Source organism: Pseudoxanthomonas winnipegensis, assembly GCF_030322905.1.
Lineage (GTDB): Bacteria > Pseudomonadota > Gammaproteobacteria > Xanthomonadales > Xanthomonadaceae > Pseudoxanthomonas_A > Pseudoxanthomonas_A winnipegensis.
Window position 1 is genome coordinate 1,457,834 of sequence record NZ_CP095475.1, and the last position, 22,606, is coordinate 1,480,439.

24 protein-coding genes are annotated in these 22,606 nt (G+C 70.8%); 14 read left to right on the forward strand and 10 right to left on the reverse strand.

The annotated features are described in order from the left end of the window. Nucleotides 1-28 precede the first annotated feature (28 nt). The 7 genes from MWN52_RS06485 (at nt 29) to recO (ending at nt 7,450) form a co-directional block, all read left to right on the forward strand. A complete protein-coding gene (locus MWN52_RS06485) occupies nt 29-1,570 on the forward strand; it encodes a Do family serine endopeptidase (RefSeq protein ID WP_286577110.1) in 1,542 nt (513 codons plus the stop codon). A gap of 137 nt (nt 1,571-1,707) precedes the next feature. After that, nucleotides 1,708-3,501 (forward strand): translation elongation factor 4, encoded by a 1,794-nt coding sequence (gene lepA, locus MWN52_RS06490; protein WP_286577112.1) that lies wholly within the window; start codon nt 1,708-1,710, stop codon nt 3,499-3,501. A 109-nt stretch (nt 3,502-3,610) separates the two neighbouring features. Beyond that, nucleotides 3,611-4,405, forward strand: coding sequence for a signal peptidase I (lepB, locus tag MWN52_RS06495; protein WP_286577113.1), 795 nt, complete (start codon nt 3,611-3,613; stop codon nt 4,403-4,405). A gap of 29 nt (nt 4,406-4,434) precedes the next feature. Then, the gene (locus MWN52_RS06500) at nt 4,435-4,818 is read left to right on the forward strand and encodes a DUF4845 domain-containing protein (protein ID WP_130520107.1); all 384 of its coding nucleotides are present in this window, start codon (nt 4,435-4,437) and stop codon (nt 4,816-4,818) included. Next, entirely contained in the window at nt 4,805-5,485 is a 681-nt protein-coding gene (gene rnc, locus MWN52_RS06505) for a ribonuclease III (RefSeq protein ID WP_286577115.1), read from the forward strand. The genes MWN52_RS06500 and rnc overlap by 14 nt, the downstream gene beginning before the upstream one ends. A 161-nt stretch (nt 5,486-5,646) precedes the next feature. After that, nucleotides 5,647-6,555, forward strand: coding sequence for a GTPase Era (era, locus tag MWN52_RS06510; RefSeq protein WP_286577117.1), 909 nt, complete (start codon nt 5,647-5,649; stop codon nt 6,553-6,555). Nucleotides 6,556-6,703: 148 nt separating this feature from the next. Further along, nucleotides 6,704-7,450 (forward strand): DNA repair protein RecO, encoded by a 747-nt coding sequence (gene recO / locus MWN52_RS06515; RefSeq protein WP_286577118.1) that lies wholly within the window; start codon nt 6,704-6,706, stop codon nt 7,448-7,450. Nucleotides 7,451-7,606: 156 nt separating this feature from the next. Here recO and MWN52_RS06520 read toward each other — a convergent pair whose 3' ends face one another. Beyond that, the gene (locus MWN52_RS06520; protein WP_286577119.1) at nt 7,607-8,308 is read right to left on the reverse strand and encodes a response regulator; all 702 of its coding nucleotides are present in this window, start codon (nt 8,306-8,308) and stop codon (nt 7,607-7,609) included. A 92-nt stretch (nt 8,309-8,400) separates the two neighbouring features. Here MWN52_RS06520 and rlmD point away from each other — a divergent pair, with 92 nt between their 5' ends. From rlmD to MWN52_RS06555, 7 genes are all read left to right on the forward strand, one after another. Beyond that, nucleotides 8,401-9,741 (forward strand): 23S rRNA (uracil(1939)-C(5))-methyltransferase RlmD, encoded by a 1,341-nt coding sequence (gene rlmD / locus MWN52_RS06525; protein WP_286577120.1) that lies wholly within the window; start codon nt 8,401-8,403, stop codon nt 9,739-9,741. A gap of 200 nt (nt 9,742-9,941) precedes the next feature. Beyond that, nucleotides 9,942-10,469 carry a CYTH domain-containing protein gene (locus tag MWN52_RS06530; protein ID WP_286577121.1) on the forward strand — a complete coding sequence of 176 codons (528 nt, stop codon included), beginning with the start codon at nt 9,942-9,944 and terminating at the stop codon, nt 10,467-10,469. 103 nt (nt 10,470-10,572) lie between these two features. After that, the gene (gene nagZ, locus MWN52_RS06535) at nt 10,573-11,574 is read left to right on the forward strand and encodes a beta-N-acetylhexosaminidase (RefSeq protein WP_130529257.1); all 1,002 of its coding nucleotides are present in this window, start codon (nt 10,573-10,575) and stop codon (nt 11,572-11,574) included. After that, a complete protein-coding gene (locus MWN52_RS06540) occupies nt 11,574-12,140 on the forward strand; it encodes a hypoxanthine-guanine phosphoribosyltransferase (protein ID WP_130520121.1) in 567 nt (188 codons plus the stop codon). The genes nagZ and MWN52_RS06540 overlap by 1 nt, the downstream gene beginning before the upstream one ends. Next, the gene (locus MWN52_RS06545; RefSeq protein ID WP_286577122.1) at nt 12,137-12,883 is read left to right on the forward strand and encodes an S-methyl-5'-thioinosine phosphorylase; all 747 of its coding nucleotides are present in this window, start codon (nt 12,137-12,139) and stop codon (nt 12,881-12,883) included. The genes MWN52_RS06540 and MWN52_RS06545 overlap by 4 nt, the downstream gene beginning before the upstream one ends. 91 nt (nt 12,884-12,974) lie before the next feature. Next, nucleotides 12,975-13,181 carry a cold-shock protein gene (locus MWN52_RS06550; protein WP_130520125.1) on the forward strand — a complete coding sequence of 69 codons (207 nt, stop codon included), beginning with the start codon at nt 12,975-12,977 and terminating at the stop codon, nt 13,179-13,181. Nucleotides 13,182-13,899: 718 nt separating this feature from the next. Next, a complete protein-coding gene (locus MWN52_RS06555; RefSeq protein ID WP_286577123.1) occupies nt 13,900-14,754 on the forward strand; it encodes a pirin family protein in 855 nt (284 codons plus the stop codon). Between the two features lie 88 nt (nt 14,755-14,842). Here MWN52_RS06555 and MWN52_RS06560 read toward each other — a convergent pair whose 3' ends face one another. From MWN52_RS06560 to MWN52_RS06600, 9 genes are all read right to left on the reverse strand, one after another. Then, nucleotides 14,843-15,301 carry a hypothetical protein gene (locus MWN52_RS06560; RefSeq protein WP_286577125.1) on the reverse strand — a complete coding sequence of 153 codons (459 nt, stop codon included), beginning with the start codon at nt 15,299-15,301 and terminating at the stop codon, nt 14,843-14,845. Between the two features lie 252 nt (nt 15,302-15,553). After that, the gene (locus MWN52_RS06565) at nt 15,554-16,417 is read right to left on the reverse strand and encodes a pirin family protein (RefSeq protein WP_130523543.1); all 864 of its coding nucleotides are present in this window, start codon (nt 16,415-16,417) and stop codon (nt 15,554-15,556) included. A gap of 271 nt (nt 16,418-16,688) precedes the next feature. Beyond that, nucleotides 16,689-17,393 (reverse strand): deoxyribonuclease V, encoded by a 705-nt coding sequence (gene nfi / locus MWN52_RS06570; protein ID WP_286577126.1) that lies wholly within the window; start codon nt 17,391-17,393, stop codon nt 16,689-16,691. Continuing rightward, on the reverse strand, nt 17,390-17,905 hold the full coding sequence (locus MWN52_RS06575; RefSeq protein ID WP_286577127.1) for a histidine phosphatase family protein: 516 nt from the start codon (nt 17,903-17,905) through the stop codon (nt 17,390-17,392). The genes nfi and MWN52_RS06575 overlap by 4 nt, the downstream gene beginning before the upstream one ends. A 58-nt stretch (nt 17,906-17,963) precedes the next feature. Continuing rightward, nucleotides 17,964-18,155, reverse strand: a complete 192-nt coding sequence (locus MWN52_RS06580) for a DUF3606 domain-containing protein (protein ID WP_130520139.1) — start codon at nt 18,153-18,155, stop codon at nt 17,964-17,966. 99 nt (nt 18,156-18,254) lie between these two features. Beyond that, entirely contained in the window at nt 18,255-20,042 is a 1,788-nt protein-coding gene (locus MWN52_RS06585) for an ABC transporter transmembrane domain-containing protein (protein ID WP_286577128.1), read from the reverse strand. Nucleotides 20,043-20,192: 150 nt separating this feature from the next. After that, nucleotides 20,193-20,789, reverse strand: a complete 597-nt coding sequence (locus MWN52_RS06590; RefSeq protein WP_130520144.1) for an IMPACT family protein — start codon at nt 20,787-20,789, stop codon at nt 20,193-20,195. Beyond that, nucleotides 20,786-21,949 carry a hypothetical protein gene (locus tag MWN52_RS06595; protein WP_286577129.1) on the reverse strand — a complete coding sequence of 388 codons (1,164 nt, stop codon included), beginning with the start codon at nt 21,947-21,949 and terminating at the stop codon, nt 20,786-20,788. The genes MWN52_RS06590 and MWN52_RS06595 overlap by 4 nt, the downstream gene beginning before the upstream one ends. Next, complete coding sequence (locus tag MWN52_RS06600; RefSeq protein ID WP_425608109.1) at nt 21,946-22,464, reverse strand: RNA polymerase sigma factor; 519 nt, start codon at nt 22,462-22,464, stop codon at nt 21,946-21,948. Before MWN52_RS06600 ends, MWN52_RS06595 begins: the two co-directional genes overlap by 4 nt. Nucleotides 22,465-22,606 lie beyond the last annotated feature (142 nt).

Consider the following 22,606-nt stretch of genomic DNA (forward strand, 5'->3'; position numbering starts at 1 on the left):
TTCTTCCGACGCAAAAGGCGAGCAGTCGATGAATCCACGTCTCCGCATGGGCCTGATCGGCCTGGTTTCCCTCACCGTCCCGCTGTCCGCCTGCGCGCAGCAGGGCGGCAGCGGCGCCGCCGCAGTGGCGCCCACCATCGCCCAGAGCAGCGCGCCGCAGATCGTCACCGGCCTGCCGGACTTCACCAAGCTGGTCGAGCAGGTCGCCCCGGGCGTGGTCAATGTCGATGCCACCATCGGCGACGACAGCAGCAGCGCCGATGATCAGATCACCCAGGACGATGACGACGACCAGGGCATGGACCAGTCGCAGATCCCGGAAATCTTCCGCCAGATCTTCGGCCCCGGCATGCAGATTCCGGGGCCCGGTCGCGGCGGCGGCGGCGGCCGTCCGCGCGGCGAGTCGATGGGCTCGGGCTTCATCATCTCGCCCGACGGCTACATCCTGACCAACAACCACGTGGTCGACGGCTCCAAGAACGTCAAGGTCAAGCTTTCGGATGGCCGCGAGTTCAAGGCCAAGGTGGTCGGCGCCGACCAGGGCTACGACGTGGCGCTGCTGAAGATCGACGCCACCGGCCTGCCGTCGCTGCGCATGGGCGAGTCCAACAACCTCAAGCCCGGCCAGTGGGTGGTGGCCATGGGCTCGCCGTTCGGCCTGGATCATTCGGTGACCGCCGGCGTGGTCAGCGCCACCGGCCGCACCCAGGCCGGGATGGGCGGCAGCAACTACGTGCGCTTCATCCAGACCGACGTGGCGATCAACCCGGGCAATTCCGGCGGCCCGCTGCTCAACACCTCCGGTGAGGTGGTCGGCATCAATTCGCAGATCTTCTCCCAGTCCGGCGGCTACATGGGCATCAGCTTCGCGATCCCGATCGACCTGGCCGTCAGCGCCGCCGACCAGCTGAAGAAGACTGGCAAGGTCAGCCGCGCCATGCTGGGCGTGAGCATGAACCAGCGCATCAGCGAGGCGATGGCCAAGACGCTCAAGCTGCCCGATACCAACGGCGTGCTGGTGACCCAGGTGACCCCGGGCAGCGGCGCGGCCAAGGCCGGCCTCAAGCCGATGGACGTGATCACCGAGTTCAACGGCGCCAAGATCACCGACTACTCCGATCTGCCCTCGCGCGTGGCGCCGCTGCCGCCGGGCACCAAGGTCACCCTGACGGTCATCCGCGACGGTTCGCCGCGCAAGGTCGACGTCACCTTGACCGAGCTGGACCCGAAGCTGGCCATGGGCGGCCGCGGTGGTGCCGGCGCCCAGGACGAGGAGGGCGGCAGCAGCGCCTCCCCGGCCCTGACGGCCAAGGAGCTGGGCTTCTCGGTGCAGGCCGACGGGCGCGGCAAGGTCGTGATCGTGGGTGTCAGCCCGGCGGTCAGCCAGGACACCGGCCTGGAGCCGGGGCTGACCATCGTCCAGGCCAACCGCCGCGACATCGGCAGCCTGGAGGACTTCAACAAGGCCACCGCCGGCCTGAAGAAGGGCGACGTGCTGATGCTGCTGGTCGAGAGCGGCCGCAGCGGCGTGCGCCAGTTCGTCGCGGTCACCGTCGGCGGCGCGCGCTGAGCGCGCCCCGGTCCTGGCGCCGGGCGATCCCGGTGCCGGGGCCGGACGGCGGGGCGGCGGCGGCCATGCGATAATCTCCGTTTGCCCTTCGACGGCCCCCGCCCGCCGCCCCCATGCCGCCTGAAACGCCCGCTTCGATGCGGAACATCCGCAATTTCTCGATCATCGCCCACGTCGACCACGGCAAATCCACCCTGGCCGACCGCATCATCCAGCTGTGCGGCGGTCTGCAGGCCCGTGAGATGGAGGCCCAGGTGCTCGACTCGAACCCGATCGAGCGCGAGCGCGGCATCACCATCAAGGCCCAGTCCGTCTCGCTGCCGTACAAGGCGGCCGACGGCCAGACCTACCAGCTGAACTTCATCGACACCCCCGGCCACGTGGACTTCTCCTACGAGGTCAGCCGCTCGCTGGCCGCGTGCGAGGGCGCGCTGCTGGTGGTCGATGCCGCCCAGGGCGTGGAAGCCCAGTCGGTGGCCAACTGCTACACCGCCGTCGAGCAGGGCCTGGAAGTGGTGCCGGTGCTCAACAAGATCGACCTGCCCACCGCCGATATCGAGAAGGCCAAGGCCGAGATCGAGGCGGTGATCGGCATCGACGCCACCGACGCGGTCGCGGTCAGCGCCAAGACCGGCCTGAACGTCGAGCAGGTGCTGGAGGCCATCGTCCACCGCATCCCGCCGCCGCAGCCGCGCGACACCGACAAGCTGCAGGCGCTGATCATCGACTCGTGGTTCGACAACTACCTGGGCGTGGTCTCGCTGGTGCGCGTGATGCAGGGCGAGATCGGCCCGAAGTCCAAGATCCTGGTGATGTCCACCGGCCGCACCCACGAGGTGGACAAGGTCGGCGTGTTCACGCCCAAGCGCAAGGAGCTGCCCAAGCTGGGCGCCGGCGAGGTGGGCTGGATCACCGCCTCGATCAAGGACGTGCACGGCGCGCCGGTCGGCGACACGCTGACCCTGGCCTCGGACCCCGCCCCCAAGCCGCTGCCGGGCTTCCAGGAGATGCAGCCGCGCGTGTTCGCCGGCCTGTTCCCGACCAATGCCGAGGACTATCCGGCCCTGCGCGAGGCGCTGGAGAAGCTGCGCCTGAACGATGCGGCGTTGCGCTTCGAACCGGAAAGCTCCGAGGCGATGGGCTTCGGCTTCCGCTGCGGCTTCCTGGGCATGCTGCACATGGAAATCGTGCAGGAGCGCCTGGAGCGCGAGTACGACCTGGACCTGATCAGCACCGCGCCGACGGTGGTCTACGAGGTGCTCAAGACCGACGGCAGCATCGTCTCGTTGGACAACCCGGCCAAGCTGCCGCAGTCCAACCTGATCGAGGAAGTGCGCGAGCCGATCATCCGCGCCAACATCCTCACGCCGGAAGCCTATATCGGCAACATCATCAAGCTGTGCGAGGAAAAGCGCGGCGTGCAGATCGGCATCCAGTACCTGGCGAGCCAGGTGCAGATCAGCTACGAGCTGCCGATGGCCGAGGTGGTGCTGGACTTCTTCGACAAGCTCAAGTCGGTCTCGCGCGGCTATGCCTCGCTGGACTATTCGTTCCTGCGCTTCCAGGCCGGCCCGTTCGTGCGCCTGGACACGCTGATCAACGGCGACAAGGTCGACGCGCTGAGCCTGATCGTGCACCGCAGCCAGGCCGATCGCCGCGGCCGCGAGCTGTGCGAGAAGATGAAGGAACTGATCCCGCGGCAGATGTTCGACGTGGCCATCCAGGCCGCCGTCGGCGCGCAGATCATCGCCCGTTCGACGGTCAAGGCCATGCGCAAGAACGTGCTGGCCAAGTGCTATGGTGGCGACATCACGCGCAAGAAGAAGCTTTTGGAAAAGCAGAAGGAAGGCAAGAAGCGCATGAAGCAGGTCGGCCGCGTGGAGATCCCGCAGGAGGCCTTCCTGGCCGTGCTGCAGGTGGACAGCAAGTAAGAGGCAGGCCGGCCCTGGCGCCGGCTGCAGGCGGGGCGGGTCGCATGGCCCGCCCTAGTTTTGTGCAAGTACGCGCGATGCCCGCCGCATCGCGCGATAAGGACAAGCGATGGTCTGGTTCGAAACAATCCTGGTCGTGCTCACCCTGCTGACCGGCTTCATCTGGCTGCTGGACAAGCTGTTTCTGGCCAAGCGCCGCGCCGCCAAGGCCGGCCTGCTGGACGAAGAGCCGGTGCTGGTGGATTACTCCAAGGCGTTCTTCCCGGTGCTGGCGATCGTGCTGATCCTGCGCAGCTTCGTGGCCGAGCCGTTCAAGATCCCGTCGGCCTCGATGATGCCCAACCTGCTGATCGGCGACTTCATCCTGGTCAACAAGTTCTCCTACGGCCTGCGTCTGCCGATCACCAACACCAAGTTCCTGCCGCTGGGCGAGCCCAAGCGCGGCGACGTGGTGGTGTTCAAGCCGCCGATGGATCCGGAGAACAACTGGGTCAAGCGCATCATCGGCCTGCCGGGCGACACCGTCACCTTCTCCGGCAACACGCTGGCGATCAATGGCGTGCCGGTGCAGTACAAGCCGCTGGGCACCTATACCGGCCGCGGCCTGCCGCCGGGCAGCGACCGGGTGACCCTGCTGCAGGAAGACCTGCCGGGCAAGACCCACACCATCTACGAAGACCTGGGTCACTACGTCGGCGAGGGCACCTGGAAGGTGCCGCCGGGGCACTATTTCGTGATGGGCGACAATCGTGATAATAGCGAGGACAGCCGCCTGTGGCCTGACACGCACTTCCTGCCCGAGTCCAACCTGCGCGGCAAGGCGTTCGTGATCTGGCTCAACTGCGAGGGCTGGTTCTGCAAGAACGGGTTCGATCCCTCCCGCATCGGGACCCGGATCGAGTGACGCGGTTCCACAGGGGTGAGGGGAAGGACATGAAGCGCAACCAGAGCGGCATGACGCTGATCGGTTTTGTGATCACGCTGGCGGTGGTCGGATTCGCCGCCTATATCGGCATGAAGCTGTTCCCGATGTATCAGGAGTTCTATTCGGTCAAGGCCGCGGCCAAGGGCCTGTCCGAGCAGTCCGGCTCGGCCGACATGGATCCGGCGCGGCTGCAGGACCTGTTCTTCCGTCGCCTGGACATCAACTACTCCGAGAACGTCAAGCCGGAGAACGTGAAGTTCAAGCGAATCAACAACGGCTGGAACCTGCACGTGCAGTACGAAGTGCGCCGGCCGATGATCGGCAACCTGGACGTGGTCGGCAAGTTCGAGACCTCCCAGGACATCGTGCGGAGCGGTGGTGGCGAAGGCTGAGCCGACGGCCGGCGGTGCGGGCATCGGTCATGTCTTCACCGAACCGCAGCTGCTGGCCCAGGCGCTGACCCATCGCAGCGCCGGCGCGGTCCACAACGAACGGCTGGAATTCCTCGGCGACAGCATCGTCAACCTGCTGATCGCCGAAGCGCTGTTCCAGCGCTGGCCCAAGGCCGACGAGGGCGCGCTGACCCGCGCGCGCGCCGAGCTGGTGCGCGAAGGCTCGCTGGCGACCCTGGCGCGCGAACTCGATCTGGGCGCGCGCCTGACCCTGGGTCCGGGCGAGCTGAAGTCCGGCGGGCATCGCCGCGATTCGATCCTGGCCGATGCGCTGGAGGCGGTCGTGGCCGCGATCTACCTGGACGCCGGCTTCGAGGCCTGCCGCGCCTGCGTGCTGCCTTGGTTCGAATCGGCCCTGGCCGCTCTGCCGGTCGGCAAGCCGGAGAAAGATCCCAAGACCCGCCTGCAGGAATGGCTGCAGGGCCGGCAGAAGGCGCTGCCCAGCTATGAGCTGGTCTCCGAGAGCGGCGAGGAGCACGCGCGCCATTTCCAGGTGCGCTGCGTGCTGACCGACCCCGTGCTGTCGGCCGAAGGCGAGGGTGGCTCGCGCCGCGCCGCCGAACAGGCCGCCGCCGCCGCCGTGATCGCCCAGCTGCCGCGCAAATAGACCTGCTAGAGATTTCGGCCGCGCTTCATGTAGAGCGGAGCTCGCTCCGCTATCGGGGCGTTCCCCATGGCCTGCACGAAGAGCAGCCGAGCAAGCTCGGCTCTACAAGGGGAGGTCACGATCATTCGCACTCATCCCCGACACGCTCTAAGCTCCCTACCATGACGACTCCACAACCCCACCGTAGCGGCAGCGTTGCGGTCATCGGCCGTCCCAACGTCGGCAAGTCCACCCTGACCAACGCGCTGGTCGGCGCCAAGGTGTCGATCACCTCCAGCCGGCCGCAGACCACGCGTCACCGCCTGCTGGGCATCGCGACCTTTCCGGAAGGGCAGATCGTGCTGGTCGATACGCCCGGCCTGCACAAGCAGCAGGGCAAGTACTCGGCCTCGGCCATGAGCCGGGTCATGAACCGCGCCGCGCGCGGCGCGCTCGAAGGCGTCGATGCCGGCCTGCTGGTGATCGAGGCCGGGCGCTGGGACGAGACCGACACGCTGGCCTACAACGTGCTCAGCGACGCCAAGATCCCGCTGGTGCTGGTGATCAACAAGGTCGACCGGCTCAAGGACAAGTCCGAGCTGCTGCCGTTCCTGGCGCAGGTGAGCGAGGGCCGCAGCTTCGCCGCCGTGCACCCGATCTCGGCATTGAAGAAGAGCGGCCTGGACGCGCTGGTGCGCGACATCCTGGCGCAGCTGCCCGAAGCGCCGCCGATGTACGGCGAGGACGAGATCACCGACCGCAGCGAGCGCTTCCTGGCCGGCGAGCTGGTGCGCGAGCAGCTGATGCGCCAGCTCGGCGCCGAGCTGCCGTACGCCACCACGACCGAGATCGAACACTTCACCGTGGACGGCAACATGCTGCGCATCGGCGCGGTGATCTGGGTCGAACGCGAGAGCCAGAAGGCCATCGTCATCGGCAAGGGCGGCGCGCGCCTGAAGGACATCGGCAGCAAGGCGCGCCAGCAGATGGAGCATCTGTTCGACCGCAAGGTCTTCCTGGAGACCTGGGTCCGCGTGCGCGAGGGCTGGTCGGACGACGAGACCGCGCTGAAGGCGTTCGGGTACGAATGAAGCCGGGACCGGGGACCGGGGACCGGGGACCCGGGAGGTGCGTCGATGCGGCGCTCGTGCATCGCTTTCAAGAATTCGAGCGCTACAGCCGCCCGCACGGCGTCGCCGCTCTTCCCCGGTCCCCGGTCCCTGGTCCCCGGTCCCGGCTGTGAACATCGACCAGCCCGCCTTCATCCTCCACGCCCGGCCCTGGCGCGAGACCAGTCTGCTGGTCGAGGTGCTGAGCGCCGGCCATGGCCGGCTGGGCGTGGTCGCGCGCGGCGTGCAGGGGCCGAAGAAGCAGGTGCTGCGCGCGGCGCTGCAGCCGCTGCAGCACATACGGCTCGAGGCGCAGCTGCGCGGCGAACTGGGGCGGCTGACCGGCGCCGAGGCGCTGGACGCCGCGCCGCGCCTGCAGGGCGATGCCATGCTTGCGGCGTTCTACATCAATGAGCTGGTGCTGCGCCTGGCCCCGCGCCAGGACCCGCTGCCGGACCTGTATCTGGCCTATGCGCGGGTGCGCGCGCGCCTGGCCCACGACGAGCCGCTGGCGTGGTCGTTGCGCCGCTTCGAGCGCGACCTGCTCGAGGCGATCGGCTTCGGCCTGGTGCTCGATCACGATGGCGACGGCGCGCCGGTCGACCCGGCCGCGCGCTACCGCCTGGACCCCGAGCACGGCCCGCGCCGGCTGCTGAGCGAGCGCAGCGGCGAGCGCGCCTCGGCGCCCAGCGGCCGGGCGCTGCTGGCGCTGGCCTCCGATGCCCAGCCCGAGGCGGCCGACCTGGCCGACCTGCGCCGGGCGATGCGCCAGCTGCTGGCCCACCACCTGGGCGCCCGCGGCCTGAAGTCCTGGGACATGCTGGCCGCGCTGCCGCGGCCGTCGACACCATCGGCCACCAGCGAAGACGCCCCCTGAAACACTGGTGGGAGCGCCTGCCTCTTCCGATCAGATCGCCGCCCCCCTGTAGAGCGGAGCTTGCTCCGCTGGAGACTTCCCCAAGAACCGAACGAAGAGCAGCGGAGTCCCCAAGAGGGGATTGCCACAAGCTCCGCTCTACCGACAGGCGGCGGCTCAGGCGCGCGTCTGCTGCCAGGCGGCGTGGAATTCGGCCTGGGCGGCGCGGTCGGGGAGGCTGGCGTCCAAGGTCTTGGCGGCGGCATGCAGGCGCGCGGCGCCGACGAAGCCGCTGCTGGCGCGCAGGCGGTGCAGCTGCTGGTGCGCGCCGGGCAGGTCGTCGGCGGCCAGGGCGGCCTCGATGGCGGCGGCCTGGGCGTCGAGCTCCTGCAGGAACAGCCCGCGCAGGGTCTGCAGATGGTCGAGGTTGCCGCCCAGCGCCGACAGCGCCGCAGCGTCGTCCCACACCGGCACCTCATCGCTGCAGGTGCGGATGGCCGCGGTCTCCGGCGGGGTGCGCGCCTGCAGCGCATCGCGCGCGGCCTGGCGCAGCGAGGCCGCGCCGACCGGCTTGACCACCACCGCGGCAAAGCCGGAGGCGCACAGCGCGGCATGCAGGCCGGGCGAGGGGTCGGCGGTATGCGCCAGCGCCGGCAGCGCCGGCTGGCGCGCGCGCAGACGGGCCAGCAGGGCATCGCCGCGGCCGTCGGGCAGGTTGGCATCGACCAGGCACAGGTCGAAGCGGCCCTCGGTCGCGAGCGCCTCGGACTGGCTGCGGGCGACGGACACGGTGGCCGGCAGTGTTTCGAGCGCGGCGCGCATGAACTCGCTGGTGGTGGGGTCGTCCTCGACCAGCAGGATGTGGGGCGTGGCGGCCATGCGGGCTCCTTTCGCGGCGGCGGGCCGCGCCGGGCGTCGGCCCCGGCGCTTCTGCGACAATACGCGATTCCCCGCACGCAGCTCATCGCCACGTGGCCCGTTCCCCGCGCATCGACAAGACCCCGTTCGACCTTGAGATCCACGACCTGAGCCACGACGGCCGCGGCGTGGCCCGCCGTCCCCCCACCGTGCCCGGCGAATCGGGCAAGGCCGTGTTCGTCACCGGCGCGCTGCCGGGCGAGCGGGTGCGGGTGGAACAGACCGCGCGCAGCAAGCACTTCGACGAGGCGCGCACGCTGGAAGTGCTCGACGCCTCGCCCGACCGCGTCACGCCGCGCTGCCCGCACTTTGGCACCTGCGGCGGCTGCGTGTTGCAGCATCTGGAGGAGACCAAGCAGATCGCCTACAAGCAGCACACGCTGCTGGAGAACCTGACGCGCATCGGCCACGTCGCGCCGGCCAGCGTGCTGCCGGTGCTGCACGAAGGCAGCTGGGGCTACCGGCGCAAGGGCCGCTTCTCGGTGCGGCGCGTGGAGAAGAAGGACAAGACCCTGGTGGGCTTCCGCGAGCAGGATCCGCGCTTCGTCGCCGACCTGCGGCAATGCCATACGCTGATCCCGCAGATCGGTTTCCGCATCGAGGCGCTGGCGCAGTGCATCGACCGCCTGGCCGGACGCGCGGACATCCCGCAGATCGAGTTCATCGCCGGCGATGCGGCCATCGCGCTGGTGGTGCGCCACCTGGCGCCGCTGGTGCAGGACGACCTGGACATCCTGACCGCCTTCGCCCAGGAGCAGGACTTCGCCATCTTCCTGCAGCCGGGCGGCAACCACACCGTGCATCCGCTGTGGCCGGCGCAGGTGCCGCTGTCCTTCCGGCTGGCGCCGTGGGACATCGAGCTGTCCTTCCGGCCGCTGGACTTCATCCAGGTCAACGGCAAGCTCAACGAGAAGATGATCGCGCATGCCTTCGCGCTGCTGGATCCGCAGCCGCGCGAGCGCGTGCTGGACCTGTTCTGCGGGCTGGGCAACTTCACCCTGCCGCTGGCGCGTCTGGTGGGCGAGGTGGTCGGCGTGGAAGGCGAGGCCGGGCTGGTGGCGCGCGCGCAGGAGAATGCGCAGCGCAACGGGCTGTCCAATGCGCAGTTCTTCGCCGCGGACCTGACCACCGACCAGCGCGATGCGCCGTGGATGCGCGCCGGCTTCGACAAGCTGCTGCTGGATCCGCCGCGTTCGGGCGCGATCGACGTGCTGCGGCAGCTGCCGCTGCAACAGTTCTCGCGCATCGTCTACGTCAGCTGCCATCCCGGCTCGCTGGCGCGCGATGCGGGCTATCTGGTCAACGAGTGCGGCTTCAGGCTGGTGTCGGCGGGGGCGATGGACATGTTTCCGCAGACCGCGCATGTGGAGTCGATCGCGTTGTTCGAGCGGTAGTCGCTTTCGCCCCCTCCCTTTTGCGCGAAGCGCAAAGGGGAGCTCGAAGTCGCGCACTAGCGACTGAGGGGGAGGGGTGCTTTTGCTCTTGCTCTTGATTTGCCGCGAAGAGCGACCCCTCCCCAGCCCTCCCCTTCGCTGCGCGAAAGGGAGGGGGAAAAAGCAGGGCGCACTTGTTTCCCCTACACACAGGCAACACCATGGGCATCGAAATCGAACGCAAGTTCCTGCTGGCTAACGAGGGGTGGCGCGCGGCGGCGCATCGCGCCATTCCGATGGCGCAGGGCTATCTCAACGACCTGTCGGTGGTGGCCGGGGGCGCGCAGCTGGCCTCGGTGCGGGTGCGCCTGGAGGGCGAGGCGGCGGCGCTGAACATCAAGTCGCGCCAGGTCGGGCATACGCGCCAGGAGTTCGAGTACCCGATCCCGGTCGCCGACGCCCAGGCCCTGCTGCGGCTGTGCGTGGGCGGGCGCGTGGAGAAGACCCGGCACCTGGTGCAGGTCGGCGCGCACCTGTGGGAGATCGATGAGTTCGCCGGCGACAACGCCGGGCTGGTGGTGGCCGAGATCGAGCTGGCCCACGCCGATGAGCCGTTCGAACGCCCGGCCTGGCTCGGCGCGGAAGTGACCGACCAGCCGCGCTACTACAACCTGGCGCTGGCCGACCGGCCGTATGCGGAGTGGAGCGAGGCCGAGCGCGCGCCTCACAGCTCCAGCACGGCGGGCTGAACCGGGCCGCTTCCCGCGTCTGGCGCCCATGCCGCCCGCCGACTTGTGCTTCTGCGACAATCTTGACCCCCCGCGCAAGCGCGGCCCACGGAGTTTCGACCCAATGCTCGTGATCGGCCTGGCCGGCACCGAACTGGCCCCCAGGGAACGCGACTGGCTGCAGCACGATGCGGTGGCCGGGGTGATCCTGTTCGCGCGCAACTTCGCCTCGCGCGAACAGGTCACGGCGCTGAGCGCGTCGATCCGGGAGGCCGCACCGCGTCCGGTGCTGGTCTGCGTGGACCAGGAAGGCGGGCGCGTGCAGCGCTTCCGCGACGGCTACGCCGCGCTGCCGCCGCTGGCCAGCTTCGGCGCGCAGTACGCGACCGATCCGGCCGGTGCGCTGGAAGCCGCGCGCGAGCACGCCTGGCTGATGGCGAGCCAAGTACGCGCCAGCGGCGTGGACCTGAGCTTCGCTCCGGTGGTCGACCTGGGCCGTGGCAACCGCGCCATCGGCGACCGCGCCTTCGCCGCAGACCCGCAGGTGGTGGCCGCGCTCACCCGCGCCTACGTGGCGGGCATGCACGCGGCCGACATGGCCGCCACGCTCAAGCATTTCCCCGGCCACGGTACCGTGCTGGAGGATACCCACGTCGATGTCGCCACCGATCCGCGCCCGCTGGACGAACTGCAGGCGCAGGACCTGGTGCCCTTCGCCGCCGGCATCGACGCTGGGGCCGATGCGGTGATGATGGCGCACGTGGTCTACCCGGCGGTGGCGCCGGAGCCGGCCGGCTATTCGCCGCGCTGGGTGCGCCTGCTGCGCGAGGAGTTGGGCTTCCGCGGCGTGGTGTTCTCCGACGACATCTCCATGGCCGCCGCGCATGCCGCCGGCGGCGTCGCCCGGCGCGTGGCGCTGCACCTGGACGCCGGCTGCGACGTGGTGCTGGCCTGCCATCCCGAGGTCGTCGACGAGGCGCTGCGCGCCGTCGAAGGCCGCTCACTCAACACCGCCGCGCTGATCGGGCTGATCGGCCGCGGCCCGCGCGCGTGGGAAGGCCTGCTGGCCGATACGCGCCACGAATCCGCGCTCGCGCGCCTGTCATTGCCCAAGGGAACCGCCTGATGTCCAACACCGCCCCGACCATCCGCCAGGCCCTGGCCAACGCCGACCTGCTGGTGGATCGCCCGACCATCGATGCCGCCATCACCACGATGGCCGACGCCATCGCGCGCGACTACGCCGGCGAGGTGCCGGTGTTCCTGACCATCATGCATGGCGGCCTGCCCTTCGCCGGCCAGCTGTCGCTGGAGTTGGGCCTGCGCGGCCTGGACCTGCAGTACGACTACCTGCACGCCACCCGCTACCGCGGCGAGACCGAAGGCGGTGAGCTGGTGTGGAAGCACCGCCCGGCCACCGCGCTGTACGGCCGCCGCGTGCTGCTGGTCGACGACATCCTCGACGAGGGCCTGACCCTGCTGGCCGTGCGCCAGTGGTGCCTGGAGCAGGGCGCCACCGACGTGCGCATCGCCGCGCTCACCGTCAAGCGCCACGACCGCGCCGTGGCCGAGGTCTCGGCCGACTACGTCGGTGTGGAAGTGCCGGACCGCTACGTGTTCGGCTTCGGCATGGACGTGCACGAGCACCTGCGCAACCTGCCGGCCATCTACGCGATGAAGGAGGACGTGTGAGCCAGCACATCGACCTGGCCGTCATCGGCGGCACCGGCGTCTACAAGCTGGCCACGCTGGACGATGTCGAAACCCGCCACGTCGACACGCCCTACGGTGCGCCCTCGGGTCCGGTGCGGGTGGGCACGGTGCTGGGCCGGCGCGTGGCCTTCCTGGCGCGGCATGGCGAGGGTCATTCGCTGCCGCCGCACAAGGTCAACTACCGCGCCAACCTGGCCGCGCTCAAGCAGCTCGGCGCCACGCGCGTGCTGGCGCTCAACACGGTCGGCGGTATCACCGAGCGCTTCGGCCCGCGCGTGCTGGCCTGCCCGGACCAGCTCATCGACTACACCTGGGGCCGCATCTCCACGCTGTGCGAGGAGGGCGGCGAGGTGCTGCACGTGGACTTCGGCGATCCCTACACGCCGATGCTGCGCCACAAGGTGCTGGCCGCGGCGCGGGTGACGGGGGTGAAGGTGGTCGACGGCGGCTGTTACGGCGCCACCCAGGGCCCGCGCCTGGAAACCAAGGCGGAAATCGCGCGCATGAAGCGCGACGGCTGCGACCTGGTCGGCATGACCGGCATGCCCGAGGCCGGCCTGGCGCGCGAGCTGGGCCTGGACTACGCCTGCCTGGCGATCGTGGCCAACTGGGCGGCCGGCTGCGGCACCGGCGAGGAGATCACCATGGCCGAGGTGCTGGCCAATGTGGAGGCGGCGTCCTCTGGGATGGCGGAGTTGGTGGGCGAACTGGCGCGCGGGTGATTGTCAAGCTCCCCGCGTCTTTGCATACTCGGAATTGCGCGGCTACCTGGCAGCGCAACACCACCGATCCAATCTGGGGATACAAAGAGCTATGCCGTACGGTACCGTCAAGTGGTTCAACGATGCGAAGGGCTTCGGATTCATCGCGCCGGAAGATGGCAGCGCCGATGTCTTCGCGCATCACACCGCGATCAACGCCAAAGGCTTCCGCACCCTGCAGGAAGGCCAGCGCGTGAGCTACGAGGTGACGCAGGGCCCCAAGGGCGCGCAGGCGTCCAACATCACCCCGGCCACCTGAAGAAGCCGATCTCGCACCGTTTTCTTGAACCCCGCTCCGGCGGGGTTTTTTATGGCCGTTCTCTTGCGTCTCGCTGATACCAATGCGTGGCCGGCCACCACTTCGCCAACCAGCCTCGACCCGGCCGGACGTGGATCCCCAGCTCGGTCCGCCATCTAAGGCGGACCGAGCCGCGCTTTGCCCCCTCCCTTTCGCCGAAGGCGAAGGGGAGCTCGTAGTCGCGAACTAGCGACTGAGTGGGTGGGGTGCTTTTGCTCTTCGCTTCGGTGGCTTGCCCGGTAAAGCCCCGACCCCTCCCCGTCCCTCCCCTTCGCCTATGGCGAAAGGGAGGGGGCCTCAAGTCGATAATTTCCCGCCATTGATCGCGTTGCGGGCGAGGGATGGGTTCGAACGACCGCTTAAACCGAAGTCCTGTGACATGACGCGCGCGGCAGCGGTTCGGCGGGCGGTGGCCGCGCCTAGCGAGGCAGGATGCCGAGCGCCCGAATCAGGGCAGGATGCCCTGATTGAGGGACAAGCGGACACCGCCCGCCGGCCCGCTGCCCCTCCGAAGCCAGCACGCTCAGACCTCGCGACCCCGAATCACAAGACGATCTTTCTCAACGGCTCCAGCCCCGGCCGTCGCTAACCGCAATGGATCGTTGCGCGGCGTGGCGGTACTGTCGGCGGCGCGGCGTCGCCATCATCTGGCCAGACGCAAGCCTTCTGGAGTAACGCCATGAACGACACCGCCCATGCGGCCCGCATCGTCCGTACCGTGCGCGGCATGCCCGCCTCCGACGGCGCCGGGGTCAAGCTGACCCGCGTGATCGGCACGCCCGAACTGCCGGATCTGGATCCGTTCCTGATGCTGGATGAATTCGGCACCGACAAGGCCGAGGACTACCTGGCCGGCTTCCCCGAGCACCCGCACCGCGGCTTCGAGACGGTGACCTACATGCTCGACGGGCGCATGCGCCACCGCGACAACCATGGCAACGAAGGCCTGCTCACCCCGGGCAGCGTGCAGTGGATGACCGCCGGGCGCGGCCTGGTGCATTCGGAGATGCCCGAGCAGGAATCCGGCCGCATGCGCGGCTTCCAGCTGTGGGTCAACCTGCCGGCCAAGGACAAGATGACCGCGCCCAAGTACCAGGAATTCGCCCCCGAGCGCATCCCGGTGGCCACGCCGGCCGCGGGCGTGGAGGTCAAGGTGATCGCCGGTGCGGTCGGCGAGGTGACCGGCCCGATCGTGCAGCCGGCGACCGATCCGCTGTACCTGGACATCGCGCTGGCGCCCGGCGCGCGCTGGACCTACACCCTGCCCGCAAGCCACAACGCCTTCGCCTATGCCTACGAAGGCGAGATCACGGTGGGCGAGGGCGAGGGCGCGCGCGAACTGCCCAGCCGCACGCTGGCGGTGCTCGGTGGCGGAGAGTCGCTGGTCCTGCAGGCCGGTGCGCAGGGCGCAAGCGTGATTCTGGTCGCCGGCCGGCCGCTGCGCGAGCCGGTGGTGCGCCACGGCCCGTTCGTCATGAATACCCGCCAGGAACTGATGCAGGCCTTCGTCGATTTCCAGGAAGGCCGCTTCTAGCGCGAACCGGTCGGAAAGCCGCCTGCGCTGCCGCCGCAAAACGAAAAGGCCGCCCTCGAGGCGGCCTCTTCGTCGTCGGGGCGACGGATCAGCGGCGGGTGTTGGCGTCGGCCATCGAGGCCGGGTCGAAGCGCAGGGTGCCCACGGTGGCCATCGCCGCCTGCAGCGCGGCCTCGCTGGGGGCATCGATCCAGACCTGCGCCCAGCGCTCATCGCCCAGCTCGATCACGGCCATGCGGCTGCGCGCGTCGGGGCGATTGGCGATCCGGGTGTGGTACCAGCGCGCCTTGCGGCCGTCGATCTCGGTCTTCTCCTCGCGCGCGCCGGCCGGCTTGTCCGGCTCCTTGGCGGCCAGCATCACGCCGAAGGCCTGCTGGCCGGCGGCGTCGAGGGCCTTGCAGATCACCAGCGCGGCGGTGCCGCTGCGTTCCCAGTGCAGCCCGGTGCCGGCCGGCAACTGCGGGCAACCGGCCGTGGACTGGGCGGACGCGCCGGCGGCGGCCAGCGACAGCAGCAGGAAGGCGGCGGAGGCAAGGCAGGCTTTCATCGAACGATCCCCAATGCGCAGGGCGCATCGCGCCAGGGGCGATGCGCGGTGGATGGAAGACGAACGCCTCGTCCGGGCCGTGCTGCGCACCCTTGGAACTCCCCTGCGCGCCCGCACACTGGTGCGGGCCGCCCGGTCGACGCGTCGTGCGGGCGATGCCGGGCGCGCCGGCATCGCACTGCAACATAAGCCAAACCCGGCCCCGCGTGTTGGTCCGGCCGAAGGCTTCGGCGCTGCCGAACGTGCGCCGCGTCAACGTTCCGGCAGGGGGATGAACTCCGGATCGCCGGCGATGCGGCCGAAGCGACCCTCCAGCCAGTCCTGCTTGGCCTGCTCGATGCGCTCCTTGGAGCTGGACACGAAGTTCCACCACAGATGGCGCGGGCCATCGAGCGGCTCGCCGCCCACCAGCATGGCCTTCAGCGGCGTCTTGGCGCGCAGCACCGGGCGGGTGCCGCGCTCGAGCACGATCAGGTGGCGCATCGGCACATCGCTTCCGTCCAGCTGCGCCTGGCCGTCCAGGATGTAGAGCGCGCGTTCGACGGCGCTGTCGTCGATGGCCAGCTCGGCCTCCGGCGCCAGATCCAAGGCGACGTTGAAGGTGTCCGAGTACACGCGCACCGGCGATTCGCGGCCCCAGGCGCGGCCGGCGATCACGCGCAGGCGCGCGCCATGCTGGTCCCAGTGCGGCAGGGTGGCGGCGGCATGATGGTAGAACTCCGGCGCGACTTCCTCATCGGACTTCGGCAGCGCCACCCAGGTCTGCATGCCGTGCAGCGGCGCGTGGTCCACGCGCTCGGCCTGCGGGCTGCGCTCGGAATGGGCGATGCCGCGGCCGGCGGTCATCCAGTTCACGTCCCCGGGCCGGATGACCGTGTCCGAGCCGAGCGTGTCGCGGTGACCGATGGCGCCTTCCCACAGGAAGGTGACCGTGGCCAGGCCGATATGCGGATGCGGGCGCACGTCGATGCCGTGCCCGGCGTCGAACTCGGCCGGCCCCATGTGATCGACGAACACGAACGGCCCCACGCTGCGCGCCTGCAGGGTGGGCACGGCGCGGCGGACCTGGAAACCGCCCAGGTCGTGCACGCGCGGTTCGATGACGGTGGCGGTCATTGGCGTCTGCTCCGGTTCGAAAGGCCGGCAGGATCGCATGCCGGCCGGGAGCTCGGCCTGACGATCGCGCACAACGGATTGTTGCAGGTCGGGGAAAGGATGCGCGTTTTGCGCCCTCACTTTGGCCGCAGGCCAAGGGAGCACGAAGTCGCGTCTAGCGCCTGAAGGGGAGGGGGCTTTTCGCGGAAAGGCTAAGAGCAAAAGCACCCCTCCCGGCCTCCCCCTTCGCTGCGCGAAAGGGGAGGGGCAACCGCGGAGTGCGAGGCCGCGGTTAGGCCAGCGGCAGCTGCGGGGTGTCGCCGGGCATGGGGCCGCGGCGCGAGGCGAGGCGGTCGGCCAGGCGCGTCGGTTCGGGCAGGCGGTAGCCGCGCAGCAGGGCGCGGGTCCAGGTGAGCGCGCCGTCCATCGTCATGCCGAAGCCGGGCGAGATGATCAGCGGATTGCAGCGCAGCTTGCTGCGCAGGGCCCAGCCGATCTGTTCGCCGCGATGGATCAGTGGCGTGTGCTCGCCGGGCTGCGGGCCGGGCGCCTCGAAGCGCCCGCACAGCACCTGCTTGGCCACGCCGAGCGTGGGCAGGCCGGTGACCACGCCGAAATGCGCGGCGATGCCCAGCCGGCGCGGATGGGCGATGCCCTGGCCATCGACCACGACCAGGTCTGGCACCTGCGGCAGGAACTCCAGCGCCTGCACCAGCGCGGGCAGCTCGCGGAAGCTCAGCAGGCCGGGGACGTAAGGCATCGAGGTCGGCACGCGCTGGACCGTGCTGGCGATCAGCTCCAGGCTCGTGCCCTCCAGCAGCACGGCGGCCGCGCGCGTGGTGTGGCCTTCGTCCTCGAAGCCGACGTCGAAGCCGGCGATGGTGCGCGGCGCCGCGGGCACGCGATCCTCCAGCACCACGCGCGCCGCCAGCCGCTCCTGCAGGGCGCGCGCGCCGGCGATGCTGCCGTCCCAGCCGGCGAAGACATGACGCGTCATGGGGCCGGTCCGCCGTAGCGCATGTCCTGCACCTGGGCCGCGGCGCGCGCGGAGAGGTGGATGCGCAGCAGTCGATCGGTCTCGCCGTCACGCAGCGGGCGCACGGTGCACCCGCACAGCGCATCGGCCAGCGGCGCTAGTGTGCTGGGCTGGCCCACCACCAGCACCGTGTCGTGCGCATGCGCCGCCCGCCACTGCCGTGCGCTGTCGTCGGCCGGTCCGCGCGAGAAGTAGCGCAGGCGCTGCGCCCGCGGATGCTGTGCGGCCACCGGCGCGGCGGTCTGCTGGGTGCGCCGGAACTCGTCGGTGTAGATCGCCGCCAGCGGCGCGTCGGCCAGCGCCTGCGCCAGCTGCTGGGCGCGGGCCTGCCCTGCGGGCGACAGGGGCGGGTCTTGGTCGTTGCCCGCCACGGTGTCGGCGTTGGGCACCAGCAGAAAGGTCGCGCCCGACGCGCTGGAAGCCGTCGGGCGCATCGAAGGCGTCGTGCTGCAGCCGACGAGCAGCAGCATCATGCAGCCGGCGAGCGCGTGGCGAAGCCTGAGCGTGGGAGCGTGGCGCACCGGTGGCGGATCAGGACTGCTGCGGGCGCGATTCGAGGTGGCGCTTGACCTGGTCGGTGGCGGTACCGGCTTCCTGCACGGCGGCGCGCAGGTCCTGCTCGTTGACGTTGAAGTGCCGGGTCCAGTAGGCCAGCTCCCATTCCTCGGTCAGCTCGACCTTGGCGATGTCCTTCGGGATGCGGGGATTGTCGGCGGAACTCATGGCGATCTCGCGAGGGATGACAGGCGACCAGCCTGGGAACGTGCACCGTAAAGGCGCGTGAGCCGCGCCGGCTTCATCTGCACATGGCGGCACGCGGCCTCAGTCGATGAACTGCAGCCGCGCCAGCTCGGCGTACAGCCCGCCCTGGGCCATCAGCGACTCGTGCGTGCCCTGGGCGATGATGCGGCCGCGGTCCATCACCACGATGCGGTCGGCCTTGAGCACGGTCGCCAGGCGATGGGCGATGACCAGCGTGGTGCGCCCGGCCATCAGCCGCTCCAGGGCGCTCTGCACGGCGCGCTCGCTCTGCGCGTCCAGCGCGCTGGTGGCCTCGTCCAGCAGCAGGATCGGCGCGTCCTTCAGCAGCGCGCGGGCGATGGCGATGCGCTGCTGCTGGCCACCGGACAGGCGCGCGCCGCGTTCGCCCAGTTGGCTGTCGTAGCCATCGGGCAGTTCGCGCAGGAAGCCGTCGGCCTCGGCCGCCACCGCGGCGGCGTGCAGCTGCTCGTTGGTGGCCTCGAGCCGGCCGTAGCGGATGTTCTCGGCGGCGCTGGCGGCGAAGATCGTCGGCGCCTGCGGCACCAGCGCGATCTGCTCGCGCAGCGCGGCGGTGTCCAGCTGGCGCAGGTCCAGCCCGTCGATGCGGATCGCGCCGGCGTCCACGTCGTGGAAGCGCAGCAGCATCGACAGCACCGTGCTCTTGCCCGCGCCGGACGGGCCGACCAGGGCCACCGTCTCGCCCGGGGCGATGTCCAGAGTGAAGTCGTCCAGCGCCGGCGCATCCGGCCGGGTGGGATAGCGGAACGAGACGTGGTCGAACTGCACCTGCCCGCGCAGCGGGCGCGGCAGCGGCAGCGGCTGGGCCGGCGGACGCACGTGCGCCGATTCGTCCAGCAGCTCGCCGATGCGGCCCATGCCGCCGGCCGCGCGCTGCAGCTCGTTCCACACCTCGGCCAGCGAACCGACCGAACCGCCGCCGATCAGCGCATACAGCACGAACTGCGCCAGCGTGCCGGCGCTCATGCGCCCGGCGATCACGTCGTGCGCGCCGGACCACAGCACCAGCGTGATCGCGCCGAACACCAGCGTGATCGCCCCGGCGGTCACCAGCGACTGGGCGCGGATGCGCTTGCGCGCGGTCTGCACCGAGACCTGCACCGCCGCCTCGAAGCGCGCCTGCTCGTAGGGCTCGCGCGCATGCGCCTGCACCGTGCGCACCGCGCCCAGCGACTCGCTGGCCAGGGTGTTGGCGTCGGCCACGCGGTCCTGGCTGGCGCGCGCGATGCGGCCCAGCCTGCGCGCGCCCAGCACGATCGGCACCACCGCCGCCGGGATGCCGACCAGCGCGAAGGCGGCCAGGTGCGGGCTGGCGATGAACATCATCACTACCGAGCCGATCACCGTGACCGAGCTGCGCACCGCCACCGACATCGCACTGCCGACCACGCTGCGCAGCAGTTCCGAATCGGCCGACAGGCGCGAGACCAGCTCGCCGCTGCGGGTGCGGTCGTGGAACTGCGCGTCCAGGCCCAGCAGGTGCGCATAGAGCTGGCGGCGCAGGTCGGCCACCACGCGTTCGCCCAGCAGCGAGACGAAGTAGAAGCGCGCGGCGCTGGCCAGCGCCAGCACCACCGCCACGCCGAACAGGCCCAGGAAGGCGCGGTCGATGTTCGCCCCGCTGGAAAAGCCCTGGTCGATCATCTGCTTGAAGGCGTACGGCAGGCTCAGGGTCGCCGCCGAGGCCACCGCCAGGGCCAACAGCCAGCTCACGAACAGCCCCATGTGGGCGCGCACGAACGGCCACAGCGCGCGCAGGCTGCCCAGCCGGGCCTTGGGACGCGCATCGGGCGCGCCGGTGGCGGGAAGCGTCTGGGCTTGGGAATTCATCGGTGCGGACAACCAGTCGAGAGGGGAGGCGCCGGCGGCGATCCGGCCAACGCGTGCCGGCGGTCGGCGCAGGCGCTGGCGTGGAGCGTCAGGCCGCAGCGGCCGGGCCGGCGCGCATCCTGCCATGGGTGGCGGTGGGCGGCGGGGTTTTCAATGCGCCGGCGCGGCGTCGCGGCACTGCACGCGCCCGCGGGTGGCCTCGCGCAGGGCGTGTTCCAGCGCCTGGCGCCGCTCGGCCGGCAGTTGCACCTGCAGCACAGCGCCGTCGCTGTCGAAGCGCTCGGCGTCCTTCTGCGCGGCGAACGCCGCCAGCGCCGCGTGCACATGGCCCAGGTCGTCGAAGCCGCAGCCGATCTCCAGCCCGGCCATGGCCACCAGCGGCACACGCGGCGCCTGCCGCAGCGCGCTGGCGGTGCTGCCGCCGTAGGCACGAACCAGCCCGCCCACGCCCAGCTTGATCCCACCGAACCAGCGCGTCACCACCACCGCGATCCGGTCGAAGCCGGCGCCGTCGATCGCCGCCAGGATGGGCCGGCCGGCGCTGCCGCCGGGTTCGCCATCGTCGCTGGAGCGGAACGCCGCGCCGACGCGCCAGGCCCAGCAGTTGTGGGTGGCGTCGGCGTCGCTGACCGCGGCGATGAAGGCCATGGCGGCCTCGGCCGAGTCCACCGGCCCGGCCTGGACCAGGAACCGGCTGTGCTTGACCAGCTGTTCGTGCCGCAGCGGCGCGGCCAGGGTATCGCTCATGGCAGCAGCGCGCGCAGATCCTCGGGGATCGGCTGCTCGGGATGGGCCTGGACGAAGGCGGCCAGGCTGGCGCGCGCCAGCGCGCCCTCGCCCTCGAAGCGATGCAGGCGGATGCGCTGCAGCCATTGCGCGGGCGGCAGGGCGCAGTCCTCGGCCAGGGCGCGTTCCAGCGCGGGCGGCGTCTGATCGCCGGGCATGTCGATGGTGCGCGGCGCCGGAATGTCCCCGGCAGCCTGGGCCTGGGCCGCGCCCAGGGCTTCGCCGGCCGGTGGCGCGGCGCGCTTGGCCTGGGACCTGCGGTCTTCCTGTACGGCGGCGGTGTCGGCCTGGCGCTCGACCTTGCGCGACAGCGCCTGCGTGGCGGCTGGCGGCGGGGGTGGGGGCGGTGCCACGGCGTTCGGCGCAGGGGCGGGCGGCGCTGGTGGGGCGGGCGGCGTGTAGAGGCCGGCGGCAGGTGCCGGTGCGGGCGGCTGTGCCACTGCAGAGGCCGGCGGGGGTACGGACGTGGCCGAGTACGCCTCTGTCTGGGTGCCATCCGCCGACGGCGCGCTTGCGGCCTGCCCAGCCGCAGCCGGGGGCAGGGGCTTCGCCTGCTCGGCCGGCGCCACGAACGGCGCCTCCGGCGGGGGCGGCACGGCGGCGGGCAGCGGGGGCGGCGCTGCTTTGCGCGTGGCACGGCGCTGGGCGGCGTCTGGTTCGGCTTGGGCCGGAGTTTGGGCCGATGCCGGAGCAGATGCCGGAGCCGACGCGGGAGCAACGGCCTGGACCCGATCCGCAGCCGCCGCGGGCTCGGGCGGCGACGTGGACGGCGAGACGAGGCGCGCGGGCGCGGCCGGTGCCTCTTCGTAGACGACCTGCGTGGTGCGCTGCGGACGCAGCTGCCAGGCCAGGGTCACGGCCAGCAGCAGCGAGGCGGCCACGCCCAGGCTCAGCGACCAGCGCCGGCGCGGGCGGCGCGCACGCGACGCGCCGATGGCGAACGGGGGCGTGGGCGAGAGGGATGGGCCTGCGTCGTGCGTGGGCACGGGTTCTTCCACGGCGGCGCGGGCCGCGGCCAGGATGCGCGCGTCCAGCGTCGGGCCGGGCTCGGCGCGCGCATTGCCCGCGGCCAGGCGCTCGGCCAGGGCGCGCTCTTCCGGCGTCAGCGGCTCGCGGCTCATCGGCCCAGCCCCGCGCGCAGCTTGTCCATGGCATAGCGCAGGCGCGACTTGACCGTCTCGCGGCCCACGCCGGTGATCTGGCCGATCTCCTCCAGGGTCAGTTCCTGTTCCAGTCGCAACAGCAGCACCTCGCGTTGTTCGTCCGGCAGCGCGTCCAGCGCGCGCTGCAGCTCGCGGCGCGATTCGAAGTCGCTGAGCTGGCGCTCCGGGGTCTGCGGGTCCTCGACCCGTTCGGTGCGCGCGTCGGCGTCTTCCGGTGCCGGCGGACGATGCTTGAGGGCGCGCCAGTGATCGTTCAGCCGATTGTGGGCGATCCGATACAGCCAGGTCGCGAAGCGCGCCTCCGGCTGCCAGCTGGCGCGCGCGCCGATCACCCGCTGCCACACGTCCTGGAACAGCTCGTCGGCGGTCGCGCCATCGCGCAGCTGGCGCAGCAGGAAGCGGTACAGCGGCCCGCGATGGCGCGCGTAGAGCAGCTCGAAGGCGCGCACGTCGCCGGCGGCATAGGCCAGCATCAGGGCGTCGTCGGCGGGCTCGGCGGCATCGTTCACCGCCGCTAGCCTACGGGGTGAGGCCTGCGTCTCAAAGTCGGCGGGCCGCCACGGGCCGCGGCCTCGCGCGCGGAGCGGGCGTCCGTATACTCGCGCGTTCGGTCGG